General features: G+C 66.2%; 14 protein-coding genes and 4 tRNA genes. 14 read left to right on the forward strand and 4 right to left on the reverse strand.

From position 1 onward, the window contains the following. Positions 1-18 precede the first annotated feature (18 nt). The 3 genes from ABB30_RS08185 to hemA are packed head-to-tail and all read right to left on the reverse strand — an operon-like array spanning position 19 to position 4,068. Positions 19-1,722, reverse strand: a complete 1,704-nt coding sequence (locus ABB30_RS08185; protein ID WP_057637818.1) for an O-linked N-acetylglucosamine transferase, SPINDLY family protein — start codon at positions 1,720-1,722, stop codon at positions 19-21. Next, positions 1,722-2,807 carry a peptide chain release factor 1 gene (gene prfA, locus ABB30_RS08190; protein WP_057637819.1) on the reverse strand — a complete coding sequence of 362 codons (1,086 nt, stop codon included), beginning with the start codon at positions 2,805-2,807 and terminating at the stop codon, positions 1,722-1,724. The genes ABB30_RS08185 and prfA overlap by 1 nt, the downstream gene beginning before the upstream one ends. After that, on the reverse strand, positions 2,785-4,068 hold the full coding sequence (gene hemA, locus ABB30_RS08195) for a glutamyl-tRNA reductase (RefSeq protein ID WP_057637820.1): 1,284 nt from the start codon (positions 4,066-4,068) through the stop codon (positions 2,785-2,787). Before hemA ends, prfA begins: the two co-directional genes overlap by 23 nt. Positions 4,069-4,133: 65 nt before the next feature. On the opposite strand from hemA, the gene ABB30_RS08200 reads away from it, so the two are divergent. From ABB30_RS08200 to ychF, 8 genes are all read left to right on the forward strand, one after another. Further along, on the forward strand, positions 4,134-5,819 hold the full coding sequence (locus ABB30_RS08200; RefSeq protein ID WP_057637821.1) for a tetratricopeptide repeat protein: 1,686 nt from the start codon (positions 4,134-4,136) through the stop codon (positions 5,817-5,819). Beyond that, the gene (lolB, locus tag ABB30_RS08205; protein WP_057637822.1) at positions 5,816-6,454 is read left to right on the forward strand and encodes a lipoprotein insertase outer membrane protein LolB; all 639 of its coding nucleotides are present in this window, start codon (positions 5,816-5,818) and stop codon (positions 6,452-6,454) included. The genes ABB30_RS08200 and lolB overlap by 4 nt, the downstream gene beginning before the upstream one ends. Beyond that, positions 6,451-7,326: a 4-(cytidine 5'-diphospho)-2-C-methyl-D-erythritol kinase gene (gene ispE, locus ABB30_RS08210; RefSeq protein ID WP_083489764.1), complete on the forward strand. Its 876-nt coding sequence runs from the start codon at positions 6,451-6,453 to the stop codon at positions 7,324-7,326. The genes lolB and ispE overlap by 4 nt, the downstream gene beginning before the upstream one ends. A 3-nt stretch (positions 7,327-7,329) precedes the next feature. Continuing rightward, positions 7,330-7,406: transfer RNA gene (locus ABB30_RS08215), tRNA-Gln, on the forward strand. An 87-nt stretch (positions 7,407-7,493) separates the two neighbouring features. Then, entirely contained in the window at positions 7,494-8,453 is a 960-nt protein-coding gene (locus ABB30_RS08220; RefSeq protein WP_057637824.1) for a ribose-phosphate diphosphokinase, read from the forward strand. A gap of 105 nt (positions 8,454-8,558) precedes the next feature. Next, entirely contained in the window at positions 8,559-9,125 is a 567-nt protein-coding gene (locus ABB30_RS08225) for a 50S ribosomal protein L25/general stress protein Ctc (RefSeq protein ID WP_057637825.1), read from the forward strand. A 68-nt stretch (positions 9,126-9,193) separates the two neighbouring features. After that, positions 9,194-9,775, forward strand: a complete 582-nt coding sequence (gene pth / locus ABB30_RS08230; RefSeq protein WP_057637833.1) for an aminoacyl-tRNA hydrolase — start codon at positions 9,194-9,196, stop codon at positions 9,773-9,775. Positions 9,776-9,838: 63 nt separating this feature from the next. Beyond that, positions 9,839-10,930 carry a redox-regulated ATPase YchF gene (gene ychF, locus ABB30_RS08235; protein WP_057637826.1) on the forward strand — a complete coding sequence of 364 codons (1,092 nt, stop codon included), beginning with the start codon at positions 9,839-9,841 and terminating at the stop codon, positions 10,928-10,930. A 132-nt stretch (positions 10,931-11,062) separates the two neighbouring features. Here ychF and ABB30_RS08240 read toward each other — a convergent pair whose 3' ends face one another. After that, positions 11,063-13,852, reverse strand: coding sequence for a TonB-dependent receptor plug domain-containing protein (locus ABB30_RS08240; protein ID WP_057637827.1), 2,790 nt, complete (start codon positions 13,850-13,852; stop codon positions 11,063-11,065). Positions 13,853-14,014: 162 nt separating this feature from the next. Between ABB30_RS08240 and ABB30_RS16870 the strand changes: the two genes are divergently transcribed. From ABB30_RS16870 to ABB30_RS08270, 6 genes are all read left to right on the forward strand, one after another. Then, entirely contained in the window at positions 14,015-15,079 is a 1,065-nt protein-coding gene (locus tag ABB30_RS16870) for a cyanophycinase (protein WP_152980642.1), read from the forward strand. A gap of 53 nt (positions 15,080-15,132) precedes the next feature. Then, the gene (locus tag ABB30_RS08250) at positions 15,133-16,152 is read left to right on the forward strand and encodes an isoaspartyl peptidase/L-asparaginase family protein (protein WP_057637828.1); all 1,020 of its coding nucleotides are present in this window, start codon (positions 15,133-15,135) and stop codon (positions 16,150-16,152) included. Positions 16,153-16,293: 141 nt separating this feature from the next. Continuing rightward, positions 16,294-16,379: transfer RNA gene (locus ABB30_RS08255), tRNA-Tyr, on the forward strand. A 26-nt stretch (positions 16,380-16,405) separates the two neighbouring features. Then, positions 16,406-16,479, forward strand: a tRNA-Gly gene (locus ABB30_RS08260). A 28-nt stretch (positions 16,480-16,507) separates the two neighbouring features. Then, positions 16,508-16,583, forward strand: a tRNA-Thr gene (locus ABB30_RS08265). 40 nt (positions 16,584-16,623) lie between these two features. Beyond that, positions 16,624-16,841: GTP-binding protein (locus tag ABB30_RS08270; protein WP_239502993.1), on the forward strand; the 218-nt coding region annotated here is incomplete at its 3' end.

Consider the following 16,841-nt stretch of genomic DNA (forward strand, 5'->3'; position numbering starts at 1 on the left):
AGGGGCCTGCGCCTGCGCTCAGGCGGCCGTGGTGCTGGCGTCGTACATCTGCCAGCTGGCGCTGGCGAAATCACGCGCAAACTGCTGCATGTCGAACAGCCGGCCGTGCTGGCGCTGTTGTTGCAGTTGCTGGCGCAGACGTGCCCGGGCCTGGGCATCATTGCCCAGGGCAATGGCGGTGGCGATGAAGTCCGCATCATCGCTGCGGTTCATCTGTGCCAGGCCCAGGTGGTGGTTGAGGCTGCCGGCGACCCGGTCGGCAAAGGTCTGGCCGGGGGTGGTCAGGACCGGACAACCGCTCCACAGGGCGTCGGAGGCGGTGGTGTGGGCGTTGTAGGGGCTGGTGTCCAGGAACAGGTCCGCCAGAGCATAGCGGGCCAGATACTGCTGGTGCGGCAGTTTGTCCATGAAGACCAGGCGCTGCGGCGCAATGCCGGCCGCGGCGGCGGCCGCCTGCAGGCGGGCATTGGCCTGGCCCGGGCCGGACAGCAGCCACAGCACGCTGTCCTTGACCCCGTGCAGCACTGCCATCAAACGCGCAAAGCTGCGGGGATTGATCTTGTAGCTGTTGTTGAAGCAGCAAAAGACAACCCCTTGTGCGGGCAACCCGCATTCCTTGCGGCTTGGCGGGGCGGGTTGCGGGCGCGCGGTGTCCGAGGGTTGGAAGGCATGCGGCAGGCGCATGACCCGTTCGCTGAAACCGGACTCATCTGCGGCAGGCAGGACAAATTCGTCAGCCAGGATCCAGTCCATCCACGGGGCGCCGGACGTGCCGGGATAGGCCAGCCAGTTGACCTGCACCGGTGCCGGGCGCAGGGCCAGTACCTCCGGTGTGCCGCCGCCGCCCCAGCCGCGCAGGTCGAACAGCACATCGATCTGCTGTTGACGGATGTATGCAGCAATGGCCGCATGGCTCAGGCCGTGCACACGGTGCAGCCGGGCTGCTGCGGACAGGCGCTGGCTGATCGTGCTGTGGTCATCGGCAGTGGTGGCGAACAGGTGCAGCTGGACATCGGCCAGCCCGGCCAGGGCTTCGGCCAGGGCAACGGTGAGCAGGCCGGTGGGGTGGTTGCCAAACCCGTTGGACAGCCAGCCAAGGCGCAGCACGCCCGGTCGTTGCCGCTCGGCCGGTGATGCAGGGCGCGTGGGCGGTACGCCCAGGGCGCGGGCGCGCAAGCTGGCGCAGGCACGCTGTTCGGCAGCACTGGCCGGTTCGCTGAGGAAGGCAAACGGTTCGATGCTGGCATCACCACGGGCGACGGCCTGGCGGGCCTGTTGGCTCAGTGCCTCCAGGTTGCTCCAGTCACACAGCCGGCGCTGCCAGTTGAGCAGGTGGGCTGCGATATAGGGTTCCCCGGGCGCGAGCTGGTGGGCGCGACGGTAGGCCTGTGCGGCGGCTTCGGCATTTTCCGGGCCGGCATCTTCCAAAGCATGGCCCAGCCACAGGGCGATGCCTGGATGACCCGGGGCGGCCTGGCTGGCCTGGCGCAGCAGGGCAGCGGCCTGTACCGGCTGGCCGCCCTGCCAGTGCGCGCGGCCCAGCCGTGCCAGGGCTTCGGGATGGCCGGGACGCAAGTGCAGGGCGCGCTGGGCAGCCTGGGCACCAGCCTGCAGCTGGCCGGCATCCAGCTCGGCATCGGACAGCATCACCCAGGCCTGGAAGTTGCCCGGTTCCCGGACAACGGTCTGGCGCAGGGACAAGGTGTGCGGATGGTCCTGCATCAACTGCCCTCGGACAGGCGGGCCAGTTCGTCGGCCTGGTGCTCGTGCTGCAGGCGGGCGATCAGTTCGTCCATGCCGCCTTCGATGATGGCCGGCAGGTCGTACAGGGTCAGGCCCTCGACGCGATGGTCGGTGATCCGCCCCTGCGGGAAGTTGTAGGTGCGGATGCGCTGGGAGCGGTCACCGCTGCCGACCTGCAGCCGGCGTGACTCGGCCTGGGCGGCGGCCTGCTTGTTGCGTTCGGCATCCAGCAGCTGGGCCTTCAGGCGCTTCATGGCCTTGTCGCGGTTGGCGTGCTGGCTGCGTTCGGTCTGGCATTCCACCACCACCCCGGACGGCACATGGGTGATGCGGATGGCCGATTCGGTCTTGTTGACGTGCTGGCCGCCGGCGCCGGAGGAGCGGAAGGTATCCACTTTCAGCTCGGCCGGGTTGATCACCACGTCCTCCACATCCTCGGCCTCGGGAATGATGGCCACGGTGGCGGCCGAGGTATGGATGCGGCCCTGCGATTCGGTGGCCGGTACGCGCTGCACGCGGTGGGTGCCCGATTCGAACTTGAGCTGCGAATAGGCACCGCGGCCGACCACGCGGGCCACGATTTCCTTGAAGCCGCCGTGTTCGCCCGGGTTTTCCGATTCCACCTCGACCTTCCAGCCCAGGCGTTCGGCGTAACGGGCATACATGCGGAACAGGTCGCCGGCAAAGATCGCCGCCTCGTCACCGCCGGTACCGGCGCGCACTTCCAAAAACAGGTTGCCGTCATCGCGCGGATCACGCGGCACCAGCAGCAGGGCCAGCTGCTCATCGAGCTGTTGCAGGCGTGTCTGGGCGGCGCTGATTTCCTCGTCGGCCAGCTCGCCCAGTTCGGGATCGTCAGCCATCGCCCGGGCGGCGTCGAGGTCGGCCTGGGTCGTGGCCTCGGCTTTCAGGGCATCAGCCACCGGTTGCAGCTGGGTGTACTCGCGGGAGAAATCGCGGAAGCGGTTGTTGTCGCTGACCACGGCCGGGTCGGCGAGCAGGTGCTGCAGTTCTTCGTGGCGCTCGGCCAGGGCCAGCAGTTTACGGCGCAGGGTCGGCGTCATTGGCACGGGGCGGTGGGTCCGGGTTGTCGGCAGGGGCGGGGAACAGGCGCGCGGCCGCATCCAGCAGGGCATGGTCCTGGCCCTGGGCGGCCTGGCGCAGGGCCATGGTGGGCGGGTGCAGCAACTGCTTGGTCAGGCTGTTGGCAAACTGCGCCAGCACCTGTTCGGCCGGCTTGCCGGCGGCCAGCTGCTGCTGGGCCCGGGCCAGCAGGCCGTCGCGGGTATGGTCGGCAAAATGGCGCAGGTCGCGGATCACATTGGCGCGCGCGGCCGCGCGCTGGTTGTCCAGGTACTGGCCGACCTGCATGTCGATGATGGCCTGGGCTGCATCGGCGGCCTGCAGGCGGCTGGCCCGGTTCTCGGCCACGGCCTTTTCCAGGTCGTCCACCGTATACAGGTAGGCATCGTCGAGGCGGGCCACGTCGGTGGCGATGTCGCGCGGCACGGCCAGGTCGAACAGCAGCATCGGCTTGTGCCGGCGCTGCTTCAGCGCGGCGGCGAGCATGGCCGCATCGATCACCGGGGTCGGCGAGGCGGTGGCGGCGAACACGATGTCCGCTTCGGCCAGCTGGCGCGGCAGCGCATCCAGGCTCAAGGCCATGCCGCCGTGGGCCTGGGCCAGGGCCTGGGCGCGGGACAGGGTGCGGTTGGCCACCAGCAGCCGGCGCACCTTGGCGTCGGACAGGTGCTTGGCCACCAGCTGCATGGTTTCACCGGCACCGACCAGCAGCACGGTCGCGCCATCCAGACGGATGAACGATTCCTGGGCCAGACGTACGGCGGTGGATGCCACCGAGACCGGGTTGGCGCCGATGCGGGTATCGGTGCGTGCCCGCTTGGCCACCGAGAAGGTGTGCTGGAACAGCTGGTCCAGCTGGTGGCCGAGGGTGGCGTGGCTGCGCGCCGCGCTCCAGGCATCCTTGACCTGGCCCAGGATCTGCGGCTCGCCCAGGACCATCGAGTCCAGCCCGGTGGCGACCCGGAACAGGTGGCGCACCGCCTCTCCCTCGCCATGCTGGTACAGATGGCCGTCCAGGTTGCCGGCCTGGCTGCTCAGCCACTGGTTCAGATTGGCCGGGTCCTCGGTCACCGCATACAGCTCGGTGCGGTTGCAGGTGGACAGCAGCACCGCCTCCTGCACCTGCGGATGCTCGCGCAGCGAGGCCAGGGCAACGGGCAGGGCTTCGCCAGCGAAGGACACGCGTTCGCGCAGTTCCACCGGTGCGGTCTGGTGGTTGAGTCCGAGCACCCACAGGCTCATGGATAGATTGCTTGCGTTAAGCTGCTGGCGGTTGATCCTCCCATTTTACGTCCCGGCGCCCGCAGATGCCCCATAGTTTGCGCAGTAAATCTTTTCTACTGATTTCATGGCTTTGGCCAATGGCGGCGTGGGCGCAGGCAACCCCTGCCGCGCCGGTGGTGGTCCAGGCCGACATTCCGCTGCAGGCCAGCCTGCAGGCCGAGTTTGCCTTGCAGTCCGGGCGTTTGGACGAGGCCGCACGGGCCTATTTCGCCGCCGCACAGGCCAGTGGGCGCGATACCCGCTTGTCTGAACGGGCGACCCGGATTGCCATTCTGGCCAATGAACGCGCGCTGGCCGGGCAGGCCCTGGCACTGTGGCAGGCACAGTCCCCGCATGCCCCGGGGGTACGTGCCAGTGCCGCGGCGCTGGCCTTGCGCGAGGGCGATGTGGCTGCTGCGCAGCCGCTGCTGGCCGGGCTGGTGAATGATCCCGATCCGTTGGCCTGGCGGCAGGCACTGGGGGCGCTGGTCAATGCGGCCGGCAATCCGCAGGCGGTCGGCCAGGTCGTGCAGGGCCTGCTTGCCGATGACCAGCTGCCATCGACGATGGAGCTGTGGCAGGAGCTGGGCCGTTTGCTGCTGCGGCTGGACCAGCGCGCCCTGGTGGCCTCGATGGTGCCGGCGGCGGTGCAGCGTTTTCCCGATGATCCGCGGGTGGCCCTGCTGCATGCGATCCAGTTGTACGGCGACGGCCAGGCAGAGCAGGCGCTGGCTGTGCTGGCGCCGGTGCAGCAGCGGGTGGACGATGATCCGGCGCTGCGCAATGCCCTGGCTGCGCAATACGACGCCATGGGCCAGTGGGCCCTGGCCGCGCAGGTGATGGCGCGCGGCGAGCAGGACGTGCAGAGCTGGGGGCTGCGTGCGGCCCTGCTGGTGCGGCAGCAGGACCTGCCGGGCCTGAATGTGCTTTACGACACGCTGGTGGCCGAAGCCGGGGCACGCCCGGATGCGGCCCAGCGCCTGCTGCTGGGCAAGATGGCCCAGTACCTGGAGCGGCCCGGGCAGGCCCTGTCCTGGTACCGCGCGGTGGCCGGCGGGCCGGAGCGTGGCGAGGCCCAGCTGCGCGCCGTTGGCGTGCTTTACCACATGGGGCAGCCGCAGCAGGCGCTGGCGGCGGCCCGGGCGTTGCAGGATGACGTGGCCATGGACAAGGAGGTGCGCCGTGATGCCTACCTGGCCGAAGCCGAGCTGCATGGCCTGCTGCGCGACCCGGCCACCGAGCTGCAGGTGCTGATTCGTGGCCTGGCCGCTTTCCCCGGGGAGTCGGCGCTGCTGTATGCGCGCGGCCTGTACTGGGAGCGGCAGGATGATGTGCGCCGGGCCGAGGCCGACCTGCGCGCGCTGCTGCTGCAGGAACCGGACAGTGCCGCGGCCCTGAATGCACTGGGTTACATCCTGGCCGACCGCACCCGGCGCTATGACGAGGCGTTGGGGCTGATCGACCGTGCCCGCGTGGCCGAGCCGGACAATGCGGCCATCATCGACAGCTACGGCTGGGTACTGTATCGCCTGGGCCGGCATGCCGAGGCACTGGAACAACTGCAGCGCGCCTGGTCATTGCAGCGCGATGCCGAGGTCGGCGCCCACCTGGCCGAAGTGCTGCTGGTGCTGGGGCAGCATGAGCAAGCCGAGGCGGTGTATCGCCAGGCACGTGAGCTGGACCGTGAAAGCCGTGCGGTTCAGTTGCTGGGTGAGAGGCTGGGTCGATGAAAAAACCTTCCCTGATGTTGCTGGCGTGGATGCTGCTCGGCCTGGCCGGTTGCAGCAGCCTGCCCAATACCCCGGCCCCTGCGCCGGCGTTCGAGCCGGATGCACAGGCGCTGGCCGCTGAAGCCGAGCGTGTGCGCCAGGTGCACAGCCAGCTGGACTGGGGCTTTGCCGGCCGGGTGGCGGTGAGCAACGGGCGTGACGGCGGCAACGGGCGGCTGGACTGGCAGCAGGGCGGCGGCGGTTTCCAGGCCCGCCTCAGTGCCCCGGTGACGCGCCAGGGCTGGGAGTTGTCGATGGATTTTGCCAGCGGCCAGGCGCGCCTGGACGGGCTGGCCGGTGGCCCGCGCCAGGGCAGCGACGCACGCGCGCTGGTGCAGCAGTCCACTGGTTGGGACCTGCCGGTGGCCACCCTGGGTGACTGGGTGCGCGGGGTGCTGGACGGGCAGGCGCAGGTGCAGGCCCGCGATGCCGCCGGCCGTCCGCTGCGCGCCGAGCAGGATGGCTGGCAGGTCCAGTTCGGCCAGTGGTACGAGGCCGAGCCCGGCCGCCCGGCCCTGCCGCGACGCATTGATGCGGTCAATGGCCAGGCCCGGGTGCGCCTGCTGGTTGACCAATGGATGGGCTGGGAACAATGACCGATACACATGACGTGGCCGGCTGGTCGTGGTGGCCGGCCCCGGCCAAGCTGAACCTGTTTTTGCACATCACCGGCCGCCGTGCCGATGGCTATCACCTGCTGCAGACCGTTTTCCGCCTGCTCGACTGGGGCGACCGCATCGGTCTGCGCCTGCGTGATGACGGGCAGATCCTGCGGGTCGGGGAATCGGTGGCCGGGGTGGCGCCGGAACAGGACCTGGCCGTGCGCGCGGCGCGCGCGCTGCAGCAGGCCAGTGGCAGCCGGCTTGGCGCCGATATCCGGGTCGACAAGCAGGTCCCGGCCGGTGGTGGATTTGGCGGCGGCTCCTCCGATGCGGCCACCGTGCTGGTGGTGCTCAACCGGCTCTGGGGCGCGGGCCTGGACGAAGACGCGCTGGCGTCCCTGGCCCTGGGCCTGGGCGCGGATGTGCCGGTGTTCGTGCGCGGCCGCAATGCCTGGGCCGAAGGGGTGGGCGAGCAGCTCACGCCGATCGCGCTGGCTCCGGCCTGGTACCTGGTGGTGGAGCCGGGCGTGCATGTGCCCACGGCCGCGCTTTTCCAGTCCGCGCAATTGACGCGTGACACGCCGATGGCGATAATAGGGAACTTCGCTTCCGGGGCTCTGACCGGCAACGCGTTCGAACCGGTGCTGCGGGCATTGGAGCCAGCCGTCGAGGCCGTGTTCCAGCAGTTGACCCAGGTCGGTACGCCACGCCTTACCGGATCGGGGAGCGGCTGTTTTGTCGAGTTTGCCACGCGCGATGCTGCACAGCAGGCGCTGCGGGACTTGCCAAGGACGCTGCAAGCGCGGGTGGTGGCAGGAGTAGATCGATCGCCACTGCTTGATGCGCTGGACGCGATGGACGTTTGATGTAGGGATGTCGCCAAGAGGCCCAAGGCACCAGGTTTTGATCCTGGCATTCGTAGGTTCGAATCCTACCATCCCTGCCATTTGACGCCGGTTACGTCCGGGACGGGCGCACCGGTGCCGCTGTAGTGCCGCATCGATACCGTATTCCCTACGCGCAGAGCTCCCCCATGCAAGACTCCCCGAATCTGCTGGTTTTCTCCGGCAACGCCAACAAGCGTCTGGCCCACGACATCTGCAAGGAACTGGGCATCCGTCCGGGCAAGATGCTCGTCTCGCACTTCTCCGATGGCGAAGTCCAGGTCGAAATCCAGGAAAACGTCCGCAAGCAGGACGTCTTCGTCGTGCAGCCGACCTGTGCGCCCAGTGCCGAGCACCTGATGGAGCTGTTGGTCATCATCGATGCGCTCAAGCGCGCCAGTGCCGCCAGTGTGACCGCCGTGGTGCCGTATTTCGGCTATGCCCGCCAGGACCGCCGCATGCGCTCCTCGCGCGTGCCGATCACCGCCAAGGTGGCTGCCAAGATGTTCTCGGCCGTGCATACCGACCAGATCCTGACCGTGGACCTGCATGCCGACCAGATTCAGGGCTTCTTCGACATGCCCGTGGATAATGTCTACGCTTCGCCGTTGCTGCTGGCCGACATCTGGCGCGCCTACGGCACGCAGAACCTGATCGTGGTCAGCCCGGACGTGGGTGGCGTGGTGCGTGCGCGTGCCGTGGCCAAGCGTCTGGATGATGCCGAACTGGCGATCATCGACAAGCGTCGTCCGCGCGCCAACGTCTCCACTGTGATGAACATCATCGGTGACGTGGAAGGCAAGAACTGCGTGATGGTCGATGATATCGTCGATACTGCCGGCACCCTGTGTGCGGCCGCTGCTGCCTTGAAGGCGCGCGGTGCATTGAAGGTGGCGGCGTACTGCACCCACGCCGTGCTCTCGGGCCCGGCGGTGGACAACCTGAACAACTCCCAGCTCGATGAGCTGGTGGTCACCGACACGATCCCGCTGTCTGAAGTGGCACGCCTGTGCCCGAAGATCCGCCAGATCTCGGTGGCTGAAATGCTGGCCGAAACGATGCGTCGCATCGCCTTCGGCGAGTCGGTCAGTTCGATGTACGTGGACTGATCCTTTGCGCGCCGGCCCTGTGCCGGCGCTTTCCTGGCTCGTCTGGTCGCGGACGAGTCATCAACGCCCTGCCGCGAGGCAGTGCATCCAATGAGAAGCAAGAAAATGGCAAACGAAATCAAGGTTTCCCTGCGCGAAGTGCAAGGTCAGGGTGCGAGCCGCCGCCTGCGTCGCGCCGGTTCGGTCCCGGGCATCGTGTACGGTGGCGATCGCGCCCCGGCCATGGTCGAGTTCAACCACAACGAAATCTGGCTGGCACAGCAGAACGAGTGGTTCTACTCCTCGATCATCAACCTGGACCTGGATGGCACCATCTACCAGGTGCTGCTGCGTGACCTGCAGCGTCATCCGTTCAAGCAGCAGATCCTGCACCTGGACTTCCAGCGCGTGAACGCCAACGAAGTGCTGACCGCCACCGTGCCGCTGACCTTCATCAACGAAGAGATCTCGCCGGCCGGCAAGTCTGCCGACACCGCCGTTGCCCACGAGCTGAAGGACGTCACCATCGCCTGCCTGCCGGCCAACCTGCCGCAGTCCATCGTGGTTGACCTGGCCGAGCTGAAGGCCGGCGACGTGATCTACCTGGCCGACCTGAAGCTGCCGGAAGGCGTGGAAATCCCGGCTCTGAAGCTGGGTGCCGACCACAACACCGCTGTGGTCACCGCCAAGTAATTCCTGGCTGTGCTGCAACAGGGCCCGCCAATGGCGGGCCCTGTCATGAAGGAGTAATGGTCTCGGACATGAGTGGTCTGAAACTGATCGTCGGCCTGGGCAATCCCGGCGCCGAACATGCCCGAACCCGGCACAACGCCGGGTTTCATTTCGTTGAGGCATTGGCCGAGAAGGCCGGTGCGCGCTGGGCTGTGGATGCCAAGTTGTTCGGCCAGACCTGCAAGGTCGAGATCGCCGGGCACAGTGTCTGGCTGCTCAAGCCGGCCACGTTCATGAACCTGTCCGGCAAGTCGGTCATCGCCGCGCAGAACTTCTGGAAGATCGCCCCCGAGCAGACCCTGGTCGCCCATGACGAGCTGGATCTGGCTGCCGGTACCGCGCGCCTGAAGTTCGATGGTGGCCACGGTGGGCAGAACGGCCTGCGTGACATCATCCGCCTGCTGGGTCATGGCAAGTTCCACCGCCTGCGTGTGGGCATTGGCCACCCGGGCAGCAAGGAAAAGGTGGTGGGCTGGGTGCTCTCGCGCCCGGGCACCGATGAGCAGGTCCTGCAGGACCGCGCCATCGATGCGGCCATCGACGTCTTGCCGCTGGCCTTGGCTGGCGATTTCAACGAGGCGATGAAGCGCCTGCACACCACCAAGGCGTGATTGGGTCGTGCCGGTTTGCGAGCCGGTAGTGCCCAGTTACGACATTTACTGCGGAGCAATCTCATGGGTATCAAATGCGGCATCGTTGGCCTGCCGAACGTCGGCAAGTCGACCCTGTTCAACGCCCTGACCAAGGCCGGCATTGCCGCGGCCAATTTCCCGTTCTGCACGATCGAGCCGAACACCGGCATCGTGCCGGTGCCGGATCCGCGTCTGGATGCGCTGTCGGCCATCGTCAAGCCCGAGCGCGTGATTCCGACCACGATGGAATTCGTGGACATCGCCGGTCTGGTGGCCGGTGCGTCCAAGGGTGAAGGCCTGGGCAACAAGTTCCTGGCCCACATCCGTGAGACCGATGCGATTGCCCATGTGGTGCGCTGCTTTGAAGATGGCAACGTGATCCACGTGGCCAACAAGGTCGACCCGATCGCCGACATCGATACCATCGATACCGAGCTGGCCCTGGCCGACCTGGAAGCCGTGCTCAAGGCCCTGGACCGCGCCAGCCGCGCGGCCAAGGCCAATGACAAGGAAGCCCTGGCCCGCAAGCCGGTGCTGGAAAAGCTCGCCGCCGTGCTCGATCAGGGCCGCTCGGCCCGTTCGGCCGGCCTGGATGCCGAGGAGCGTGCGCTGGTGCGCGACATGTTCCTGATCACCCTCAAGCCGCTGATGTACATCGCCAACGTGGCCGAGGATGGTTTCGACAACAACCCGCACTTGGATGCCGTGCGCGCACGCGCCTTGGAAGAAGGCGCCGAAGTGGTGCCGGTGTGCGCCTCGATCGAGGAAGAGCTGTCCCAGCTGGACGATGCCGACCGTGACGAGTTCCTCAAGGACCTGGGCCTGGAAGAGCCGGGCCTGAACCGCGTGATCCGCGCCGGTTACAAGCTGCTGGGCCTGCAGACCTACTTCACCGCCGGTGTGAAGGAAGTCCGTGCATGGCAGCTGCGCGCCGGTTCGACCGCGCCGCAGGCCGCCGGTGTGATCCATACCGATTTCGAGCGTGGCTTCATCCGTGCCGAAACCATCGGCTATGACGACTTCATCAACCTCAAGGGTGAGGCCGGTGCCAAGGAAGCCGGGCGTCTGCGCCTGGAAGGCAAGGATTACATCGTCAAGGAAGGCGACGTGCTGCATTTCCGCTTCAACGTCTGATGGCGCAGTGAAGTGAAGAAAAACCCGCCGCAAGGCGGGTTTTTTGTTGCCTGCGGTGCGATGGGGCGGCGATGTGTCCGGCAAAAAAAATGCCCCGCAGTGCGGGGCATTTTTCATCACGCGTGGATGCCCTTACAGCGCGGCGCCGCCCAGCTTCCAGGTGACCTGCAGGTAGTAGCTGCGGCCGATGGAGTTGAACCAGGAGGTGTCGTAGTAGGGGTAATTGGACCAGCTGCCGTCCTTGGGCGGCATCTTGTTGAACAGGTTGTTCACCGACAGGGCCACGCGCAGGTGGCTGTTGATGTCATAGCGCGCACTGGCGTTGAAGCGCCAGGTCGAATCGGTCCAGGCATCGTTGTCGTAGTTGGCCACCCGGCCCAGGTAGTTGCCGAACAGGCTGGCGCCGAAGGCGTCCTTGTCCCAGCTCAGGCCCAGGTTGCCCTTGTTGCTGGGCAGGGTGGTGGCACTGAAGCTGACATCCAGCATGTCCTCATAGGCATCACCCGGATACAGCTGACGCTCGTGCTGACGCGCCCAGGTGTAGCTGCCGTTGAGGTGGAAGTTGCCGGCCGTGGCGGTGCTGAAGCGGTAGCTGGCGGTGACGTCCAGGCCCGAGGTTTCTTCGTTGGCGATGTTGATCGGGGCAAAGCGCACGCTGGTGATATCGCCGTCGGCATCACGGATCACCCGGGCCAGGGCATCCACGCAGGTCGGCGAGGTGATGTCCACGGCAGCGCCGTCATCGGTCACGCCCAGGCGGCAGTCTGCTTCGGTGCTGCGCAGCAGCTCACGGTCCTGTACCTGCACCTGGTTGCTGATCTTGATGCGGTAGTAGTCCACGCTCAGGTCCAGCCCGGCCAGCGGCGAGAACACGAAGCCGGCCGAGAAGGACTTGCTGGTTTCCACATCCAGCTTCTGGTTGCCGGTGTAGGTGTCAAAGGTGCTGACGTCCCAGCTGCCATCGTCATAGCAGTCGCCATTGCTGAAGCCCGGCTCGTCGCTGCGGCAGGCGAAGTAGTCGGTGGCATAGCGGGTGCGGTAGTAGTCCTCGCCAGCGAACAGGTAATGCATGTCCGGGGCGCGGAAGCCGGTGCCGTAGGAGCCGCGCACCAGCAGGCTGTCGTGCGGGCGCCATTCCAGGCCCATGCTGTAGGTGAACTTGCCCGGGTCCTGACCGCCATAACTGTAGCGGTCATAGCGGCCGGCCAGGCTGGCCTGCAGCGAGTCGAGCAGGGGCAGGCGCAGTTCGCCGGCGGCACTCCAGCGGTCACGCTCGCCGCTGCCATCGCCGTAGCGCGGGCCGTAGTAGGCGTCTTCGGTCAGGGCCAGTGGGTCAGGATTGATCCGGTAGGACTGCTGGCCGTATTCCACGGTCCCGGCAAAGCCGACATCACCGGCGGGCAGGGTGAACAGGGCCGTGTTGCTGAAGGTGACGTTGAGGTTGTCGTTGTCAGCCTTCGGCCTGAAGGTGGACATCACGCCGAATTTGGCGAAATCGGCCGTCGACACCGGCGAGAACAACCTGGCCGGGTCCGGGTTGTAGATCGCATAGCCGGAGCCGGTGTAACCCAGCAGCGGGCCGAGGAAATATTCATTGGCCGCCGCGGCATTGATGCGCGGCATGGCCACATCGGCCTTGTACTGCGAATGGTTGTAGGCCGCTTCCCAGTCCCAGTTCTCGCCCAGACGGCCCTGCAGGCCGGTGGTGATGGAGAAGGTCTTCTGGGTGGTGGTATTCATGCGGTTTTCCAGCCCGCCCACTTCTTCCGGGGCAAACTGGCGCGACCAGATTTCCAGTGCATCGCTGCCCTGGTTGTAGAACACCTTGGCGCGGTAGTTGTTGCGCGAGGCCGGGTCGTGGAATTCCCAGCCCATATGGTCACTGGCCACGTCATTGCCGTTGGTGCCGGTGAGCAGCTTGACCTTCTGGTGGCCCAGCTGGATGTCGGCAAACCAGGACAGGTCCTCGTTGAAACGGTACTCGAAAGCGCCGTAGGCGGTGGCGCCGCGGCGCTCGTTTTCGATGGTGCGGTAGGCAATGGCTGCCTCGCTGCCACACAGCGGCTCGCCATAGCGGTCTTCAGTCAGCACGGTGGTGCCGCCGTTGAGCCCGGCCAGGGCCGAGCAGTCGCCACTGGGAGCGAAGTTGGTGTCATCGTCCCAGTTCAGGCGCTGGGCAACCAGGCGTGGCAGGCGGCGACGCGAGGTCGGCGCGTCGGCAGTGGAGTCCTGTACGTCGCGCTCATAGCCCCACAACGGGCTCTTGTCCTGCAGCTCGACACCGACGATGCCGCTGAAGTTGTCCTTTTCAAAGCCGCCGGTCAGGGTCAGTCGATGCGACTCACCACCACCCTCATGGGTGTCGCCGTAGCGATAGTCCACGGTCAGGCCGTCGGTGGATTTTTTCAGGATGAAGTTGATCACGCCGGCCATGGCGTCGGAGCCGTACACGGCCGAGGCGCTGCCGGTGAGTACTTCGATACGGTCAATCATGCCCAGCGGGATGTTGCCCACGTCGGTGAAGTTGCTGCGGCCATTGAGCGGCAGCGGGAAATCGGCGATGCGGCGGCCGTTGATCAGCACCAGGGTGTGGTTGGGGCCGAGGCCGCGCAGGTCCACCGCCTGGGCGCCGGGGGTGGACTGGGCGCCGGTGGTGTTCTGCTGGCCCTGCACGCTGCCACTGTTCTGGCTCAACGAGCGCAGCACATCGGGCACGGAAACCAGGCCGGAGGACTTGATCTGCTCGGCGGTGAGCACGGTGACCGGGGCCGGTCCTTCCACCTGGGCACGGGCAATGCGCGAACCGGTGACCTGCACCGTGTCCAGCTGCTGCGGGGTGCCGCCGTTGGTCTGCGCCCAGGCCGGCGCGGTGAGCGCGGCCAGGGCCAGCTGGATCGAACCGACCATTACATGTCTACGCATGAAACTGACTCCTGGACGCTATGGTTTGAAGTTACAAATCAGGTGTTGCCGGTCACACGATTTATGTGCCAGACAGGTGTATTCTGCGCCTAAATGTGATCGGTTTGTTATTGGCATAGGTCTTTTTGCACTCGTAAAACTTGCATCTGTAAGGAAGTGGCCGTGGCGCAGTGGCAGGCAGTATTTGTAGGCGTTTTGTTGATCGTGCTGGGCGGCTGCGGGCGCTCGACGCCGCCGGTCGCGCCAGTGCTGCATCGCCAGCCGATGCTGCGGGTGGAGCCGCTGCCGGTAGTGATGCAGTTGCCCGGGTTGCAGCAGTTCGCCATCGGCGACTGGCGACGCGACGGCATCGCCGCGCCGCAGGCCGGCACCCTGCTGATGGGGGGCGGGGAGGAGGTGCCCTCGGCCATGCGCTGGTTTGCCGAGCGTGCCGGCGGTGGTCGCTTGCTGATCCTGCGCGCTTCCGGTGGAGCGGACCTGCAGGACTACTTCTACGAGGAGATTGGTGGCATCAGCGCCGCCCGTACCCTGGTCTTTGATGCGCGCAGCCCTTCCTTCGATCCGGAAGTGGCGGCGCTGATCGATCGCGCCGACGCGATCTTCATTGCCGGCGGTGACCAGGCCCGCTACATCCGTTTCTGGAAGGACTCGCCGGTACAGCAGCTGCTCACCGCCCATGTGCAGTCGGGCAAGCCGATTGGTGGCACCAGTGCCGGGTTGGCCATCCTGGGCGGCTGGGCCTATGGCGCGCTGGATGACGGCAGCATCGACAGTGCAGCGGCACTGGCCGACCCGCTGGGTCAGGCGGTGACCCTGGAGCAGCGTTTCCTGCAGGTACCGTGGCTGCAGCATGTGCTCACCGATACCCACTTCGGCCAGCGTGATCGTCAGGGGCGTCTGCTGGCTTTCGTCAACAAGGCGCGCAACCTGTCCGGTGAACCGGTGGTCGGGCTGGGCGTGGACGAGGATGCGGCGCTGGCCTTGGAGGGCGATGGCCGGGCCCGTCTGCACCGGCTGGACCCGGCCCATGTGGCCTGGCTGATCGTGCCGCAGTTGCCGGCCGAGCAGTTGCAGCAGGGGCAGCACCTGCGCCAGGGGGAGGTGGCCGTGATCGGCATCAATGCCGAAAGCGAGCTGGACCTGGGGACCCTGGATGTACATTCACCGGCATTCCTGTACCGGGCGCGTACCGACCAGGGGCAGTGGCAGTTGGATCAACTCAAGTAACCAGCGTGGCCGCGGCCCAGGGCCGCACCACATCATTCGTGAAGGGGTAGGCGATGCGTTCTTTGCTGTGTGCAGGTGTGTTGTGTGCAGGGGCGGTGGTATCGATGGCCGGTGCGGTGGCGGCCGAGCCGCTGCTGCTGATCCATGGCGGGGCAGGGGTGGCGCCGGGGGATCTGGATGCGGCCGCCGAAGCACGGGCGCGTGCGGCGCTGGAGCGGGCTCTGCTGGCCGGGCATGCGCAGCTGGCGGCCGGCAAGCCGGCCCTGGAGGCGGTGACTGCCGCCGTCACCGTGCTGGAGGATGATCCCAGCTTCAATGCCGGGCGCGGCGCGGTGTTCACCCATGACGGCCGCAATGAGCTGGATGCTTCGATCATGGATGGTGCCAGTGGCAAGGCCGGTGCCGTGGCCGGCCTGCACACGGTCAAGAACCCGATCACCCTGGCCCGTGCGGTGATGGACAAATCCCCGCATGTGATGATGATCGGGCAGGGGGCGGAAGCCTTTGCGGCCGAGCAGGGGATCGAACAGGTGGATCCGTCCTGGTTCCGTACCGAGCACCGCTGGCAGCAGCTGCAGAAGGCGCTGGCCGAGGAGGCCAACCAGCAGGCGCATGCCGACCTGGAAACCGCACGCTACTTCGGCACCGTCGGTGCGGTGGCGCGCGATGCCGCCGGCAAGCTGGCCGCCGGCACTTCCACCGGTGGCATGACCAACAAGCGTTACGGCCGTGTCGGTGACAGCCCGATCATCGGAGCGGGTACCTGGGCCGATGAGCGCTGTGCCATTTCCGGCACCGGCTGGGGCGAGTTCTACATCCGCACCGCCGCGGCCCACGCCATCTGTGCACGCATGACCTATCTGGGCGAAACCCCGGCGCAGGCGGGCAAGGCGGTCATCAATGACAAGATTCCCTCGCTTGGCGGCGACGGAGGCGCTATCATCCTGTCCGCTGACGGGGCGGCTGCCGCTCCGTTCAACACCCCGGGGATGTATCGCGGCTGGATCGGTGCCGATGGCGTACCGCATGTGGCGATCTTCGTGGGGGAAGCACTGCCTCTGCCGGGGCAGTGAGGGTCGAAGAAATCGACCTGTCAAAAAAAGTTTCGCAAATGTGAAAATTTTTGTTGACAAGGTCCTTTGGTTCTCACAGAATAGCGGCTCACCCACCCCGGACTGGATTGGCCTTCAGTCACAAGTAACGGGGTCGGCGACGGAGGGATACCCAAGCGGCCAACGGGGGCAGACTGTAAATCTGCTGTCTTACGACTTCGGTGGTTCGAATCCACCTCCCTCCACCATATTCCATTATGGTGACATCCCCGAAGCGGGAGTAGTTCAACGGTAGAACCTCAGCCTTCCAAGCTGATGGTGCGGGTTCGATTCCCGTCTCCCGCTCCATTGAATTGTATGCCATAATAAAGAACTCGCTCACGTAGCTCAGTCGGTAGAGCACTTCCTTGGTAAGGAAGAGGTCGAAGGTTCGATTCCTTTCGTGAGCACCATCTACGTACCAGTCCCTTTTTTGATTCGAGATTAAGAGCCATGGCCAAGGGTAAGTTCGAACGTACCAAGCCGCACGTCAATGTCGGCACCATCGGTCACGTTGACCACGGTAAGACCACTCTGACTGCAGCGCTGACCAAGATCGGCGCAGAGCGCTTTGGCGGCGAGTTCAAGGACTACTCCTCGATCGACGCGGCTCCGGAAGAAAAGGCTCGCGGCATCACGATTTCGACCGCTCACGTCGAATACGAATCCGA

It is taken from the genome of Stenotrophomonas ginsengisoli (assembly GCF_001431485.1).
In the GTDB taxonomy this organism is placed as follows: domain Bacteria; phylum Pseudomonadota; class Gammaproteobacteria; order Xanthomonadales; family Xanthomonadaceae; genus Stenotrophomonas; species Stenotrophomonas ginsengisoli.

Coding starts and splice junctions, on each gene's coding strand:
- ABB30_RS08185 (WP_057637818.1), bottom strand. CDS start 1,722: ATGCAGGACCATCCGCACACCTTGTCCCTGCGCCAGACCGTTGTCCGG.
- prfA (WP_057637819.1), bottom strand. CDS start 2,807: ATGACGCCGACCCTGCGCCGTAAACTGCTGGCCCTGGCCGAGCGCCAC.
- hemA (WP_057637820.1), bottom strand. CDS start 4,068: ATGAGCCTGTGGGTGCTCGGACTCAACCACCAGACCGCACCGGTGGAA.
- ABB30_RS08200 (WP_057637821.1), top strand. CDS start 4,134: ATGCCCCATAGTTTGCGCAGTAAATCTTTTCTACTGATTTCATGGCTT.
- lolB (WP_057637822.1), top strand. CDS start 5,816: ATGAAAAAACCTTCCCTGATGTTGCTGGCGTGGATGCTGCTCGGCCTG.
- ispE (WP_083489764.1), top strand. CDS start 6,451: ATGACCGATACACATGACGTGGCCGGCTGGTCGTGGTGGCCGGCCCCG.
- ABB30_RS08220 (WP_057637824.1), top strand. CDS start 7,494: ATGCAAGACTCCCCGAATCTGCTGGTTTTCTCCGGCAACGCCAACAAG.
- ABB30_RS08225 (WP_057637825.1), top strand. CDS start 8,559: ATGGCAAACGAAATCAAGGTTTCCCTGCGCGAAGTGCAAGGTCAGGGT.
- pth (WP_057637833.1), top strand. CDS start 9,194: ATGAGTGGTCTGAAACTGATCGTCGGCCTGGGCAATCCCGGCGCCGAA.
- ychF (WP_057637826.1), top strand. CDS start 9,839: ATGGGTATCAAATGCGGCATCGTTGGCCTGCCGAACGTCGGCAAGTCG.
- ABB30_RS08240 (WP_057637827.1), bottom strand. CDS start 13,852: ATGCGTAGACATGTAATGGTCGGTTCGATCCAGCTGGCCCTGGCCGCG.
- ABB30_RS08250 (WP_057637828.1), top strand. CDS start 15,133: ATGCGTTCTTTGCTGTGTGCAGGTGTGTTGTGTGCAGGGGCGGTGGTA.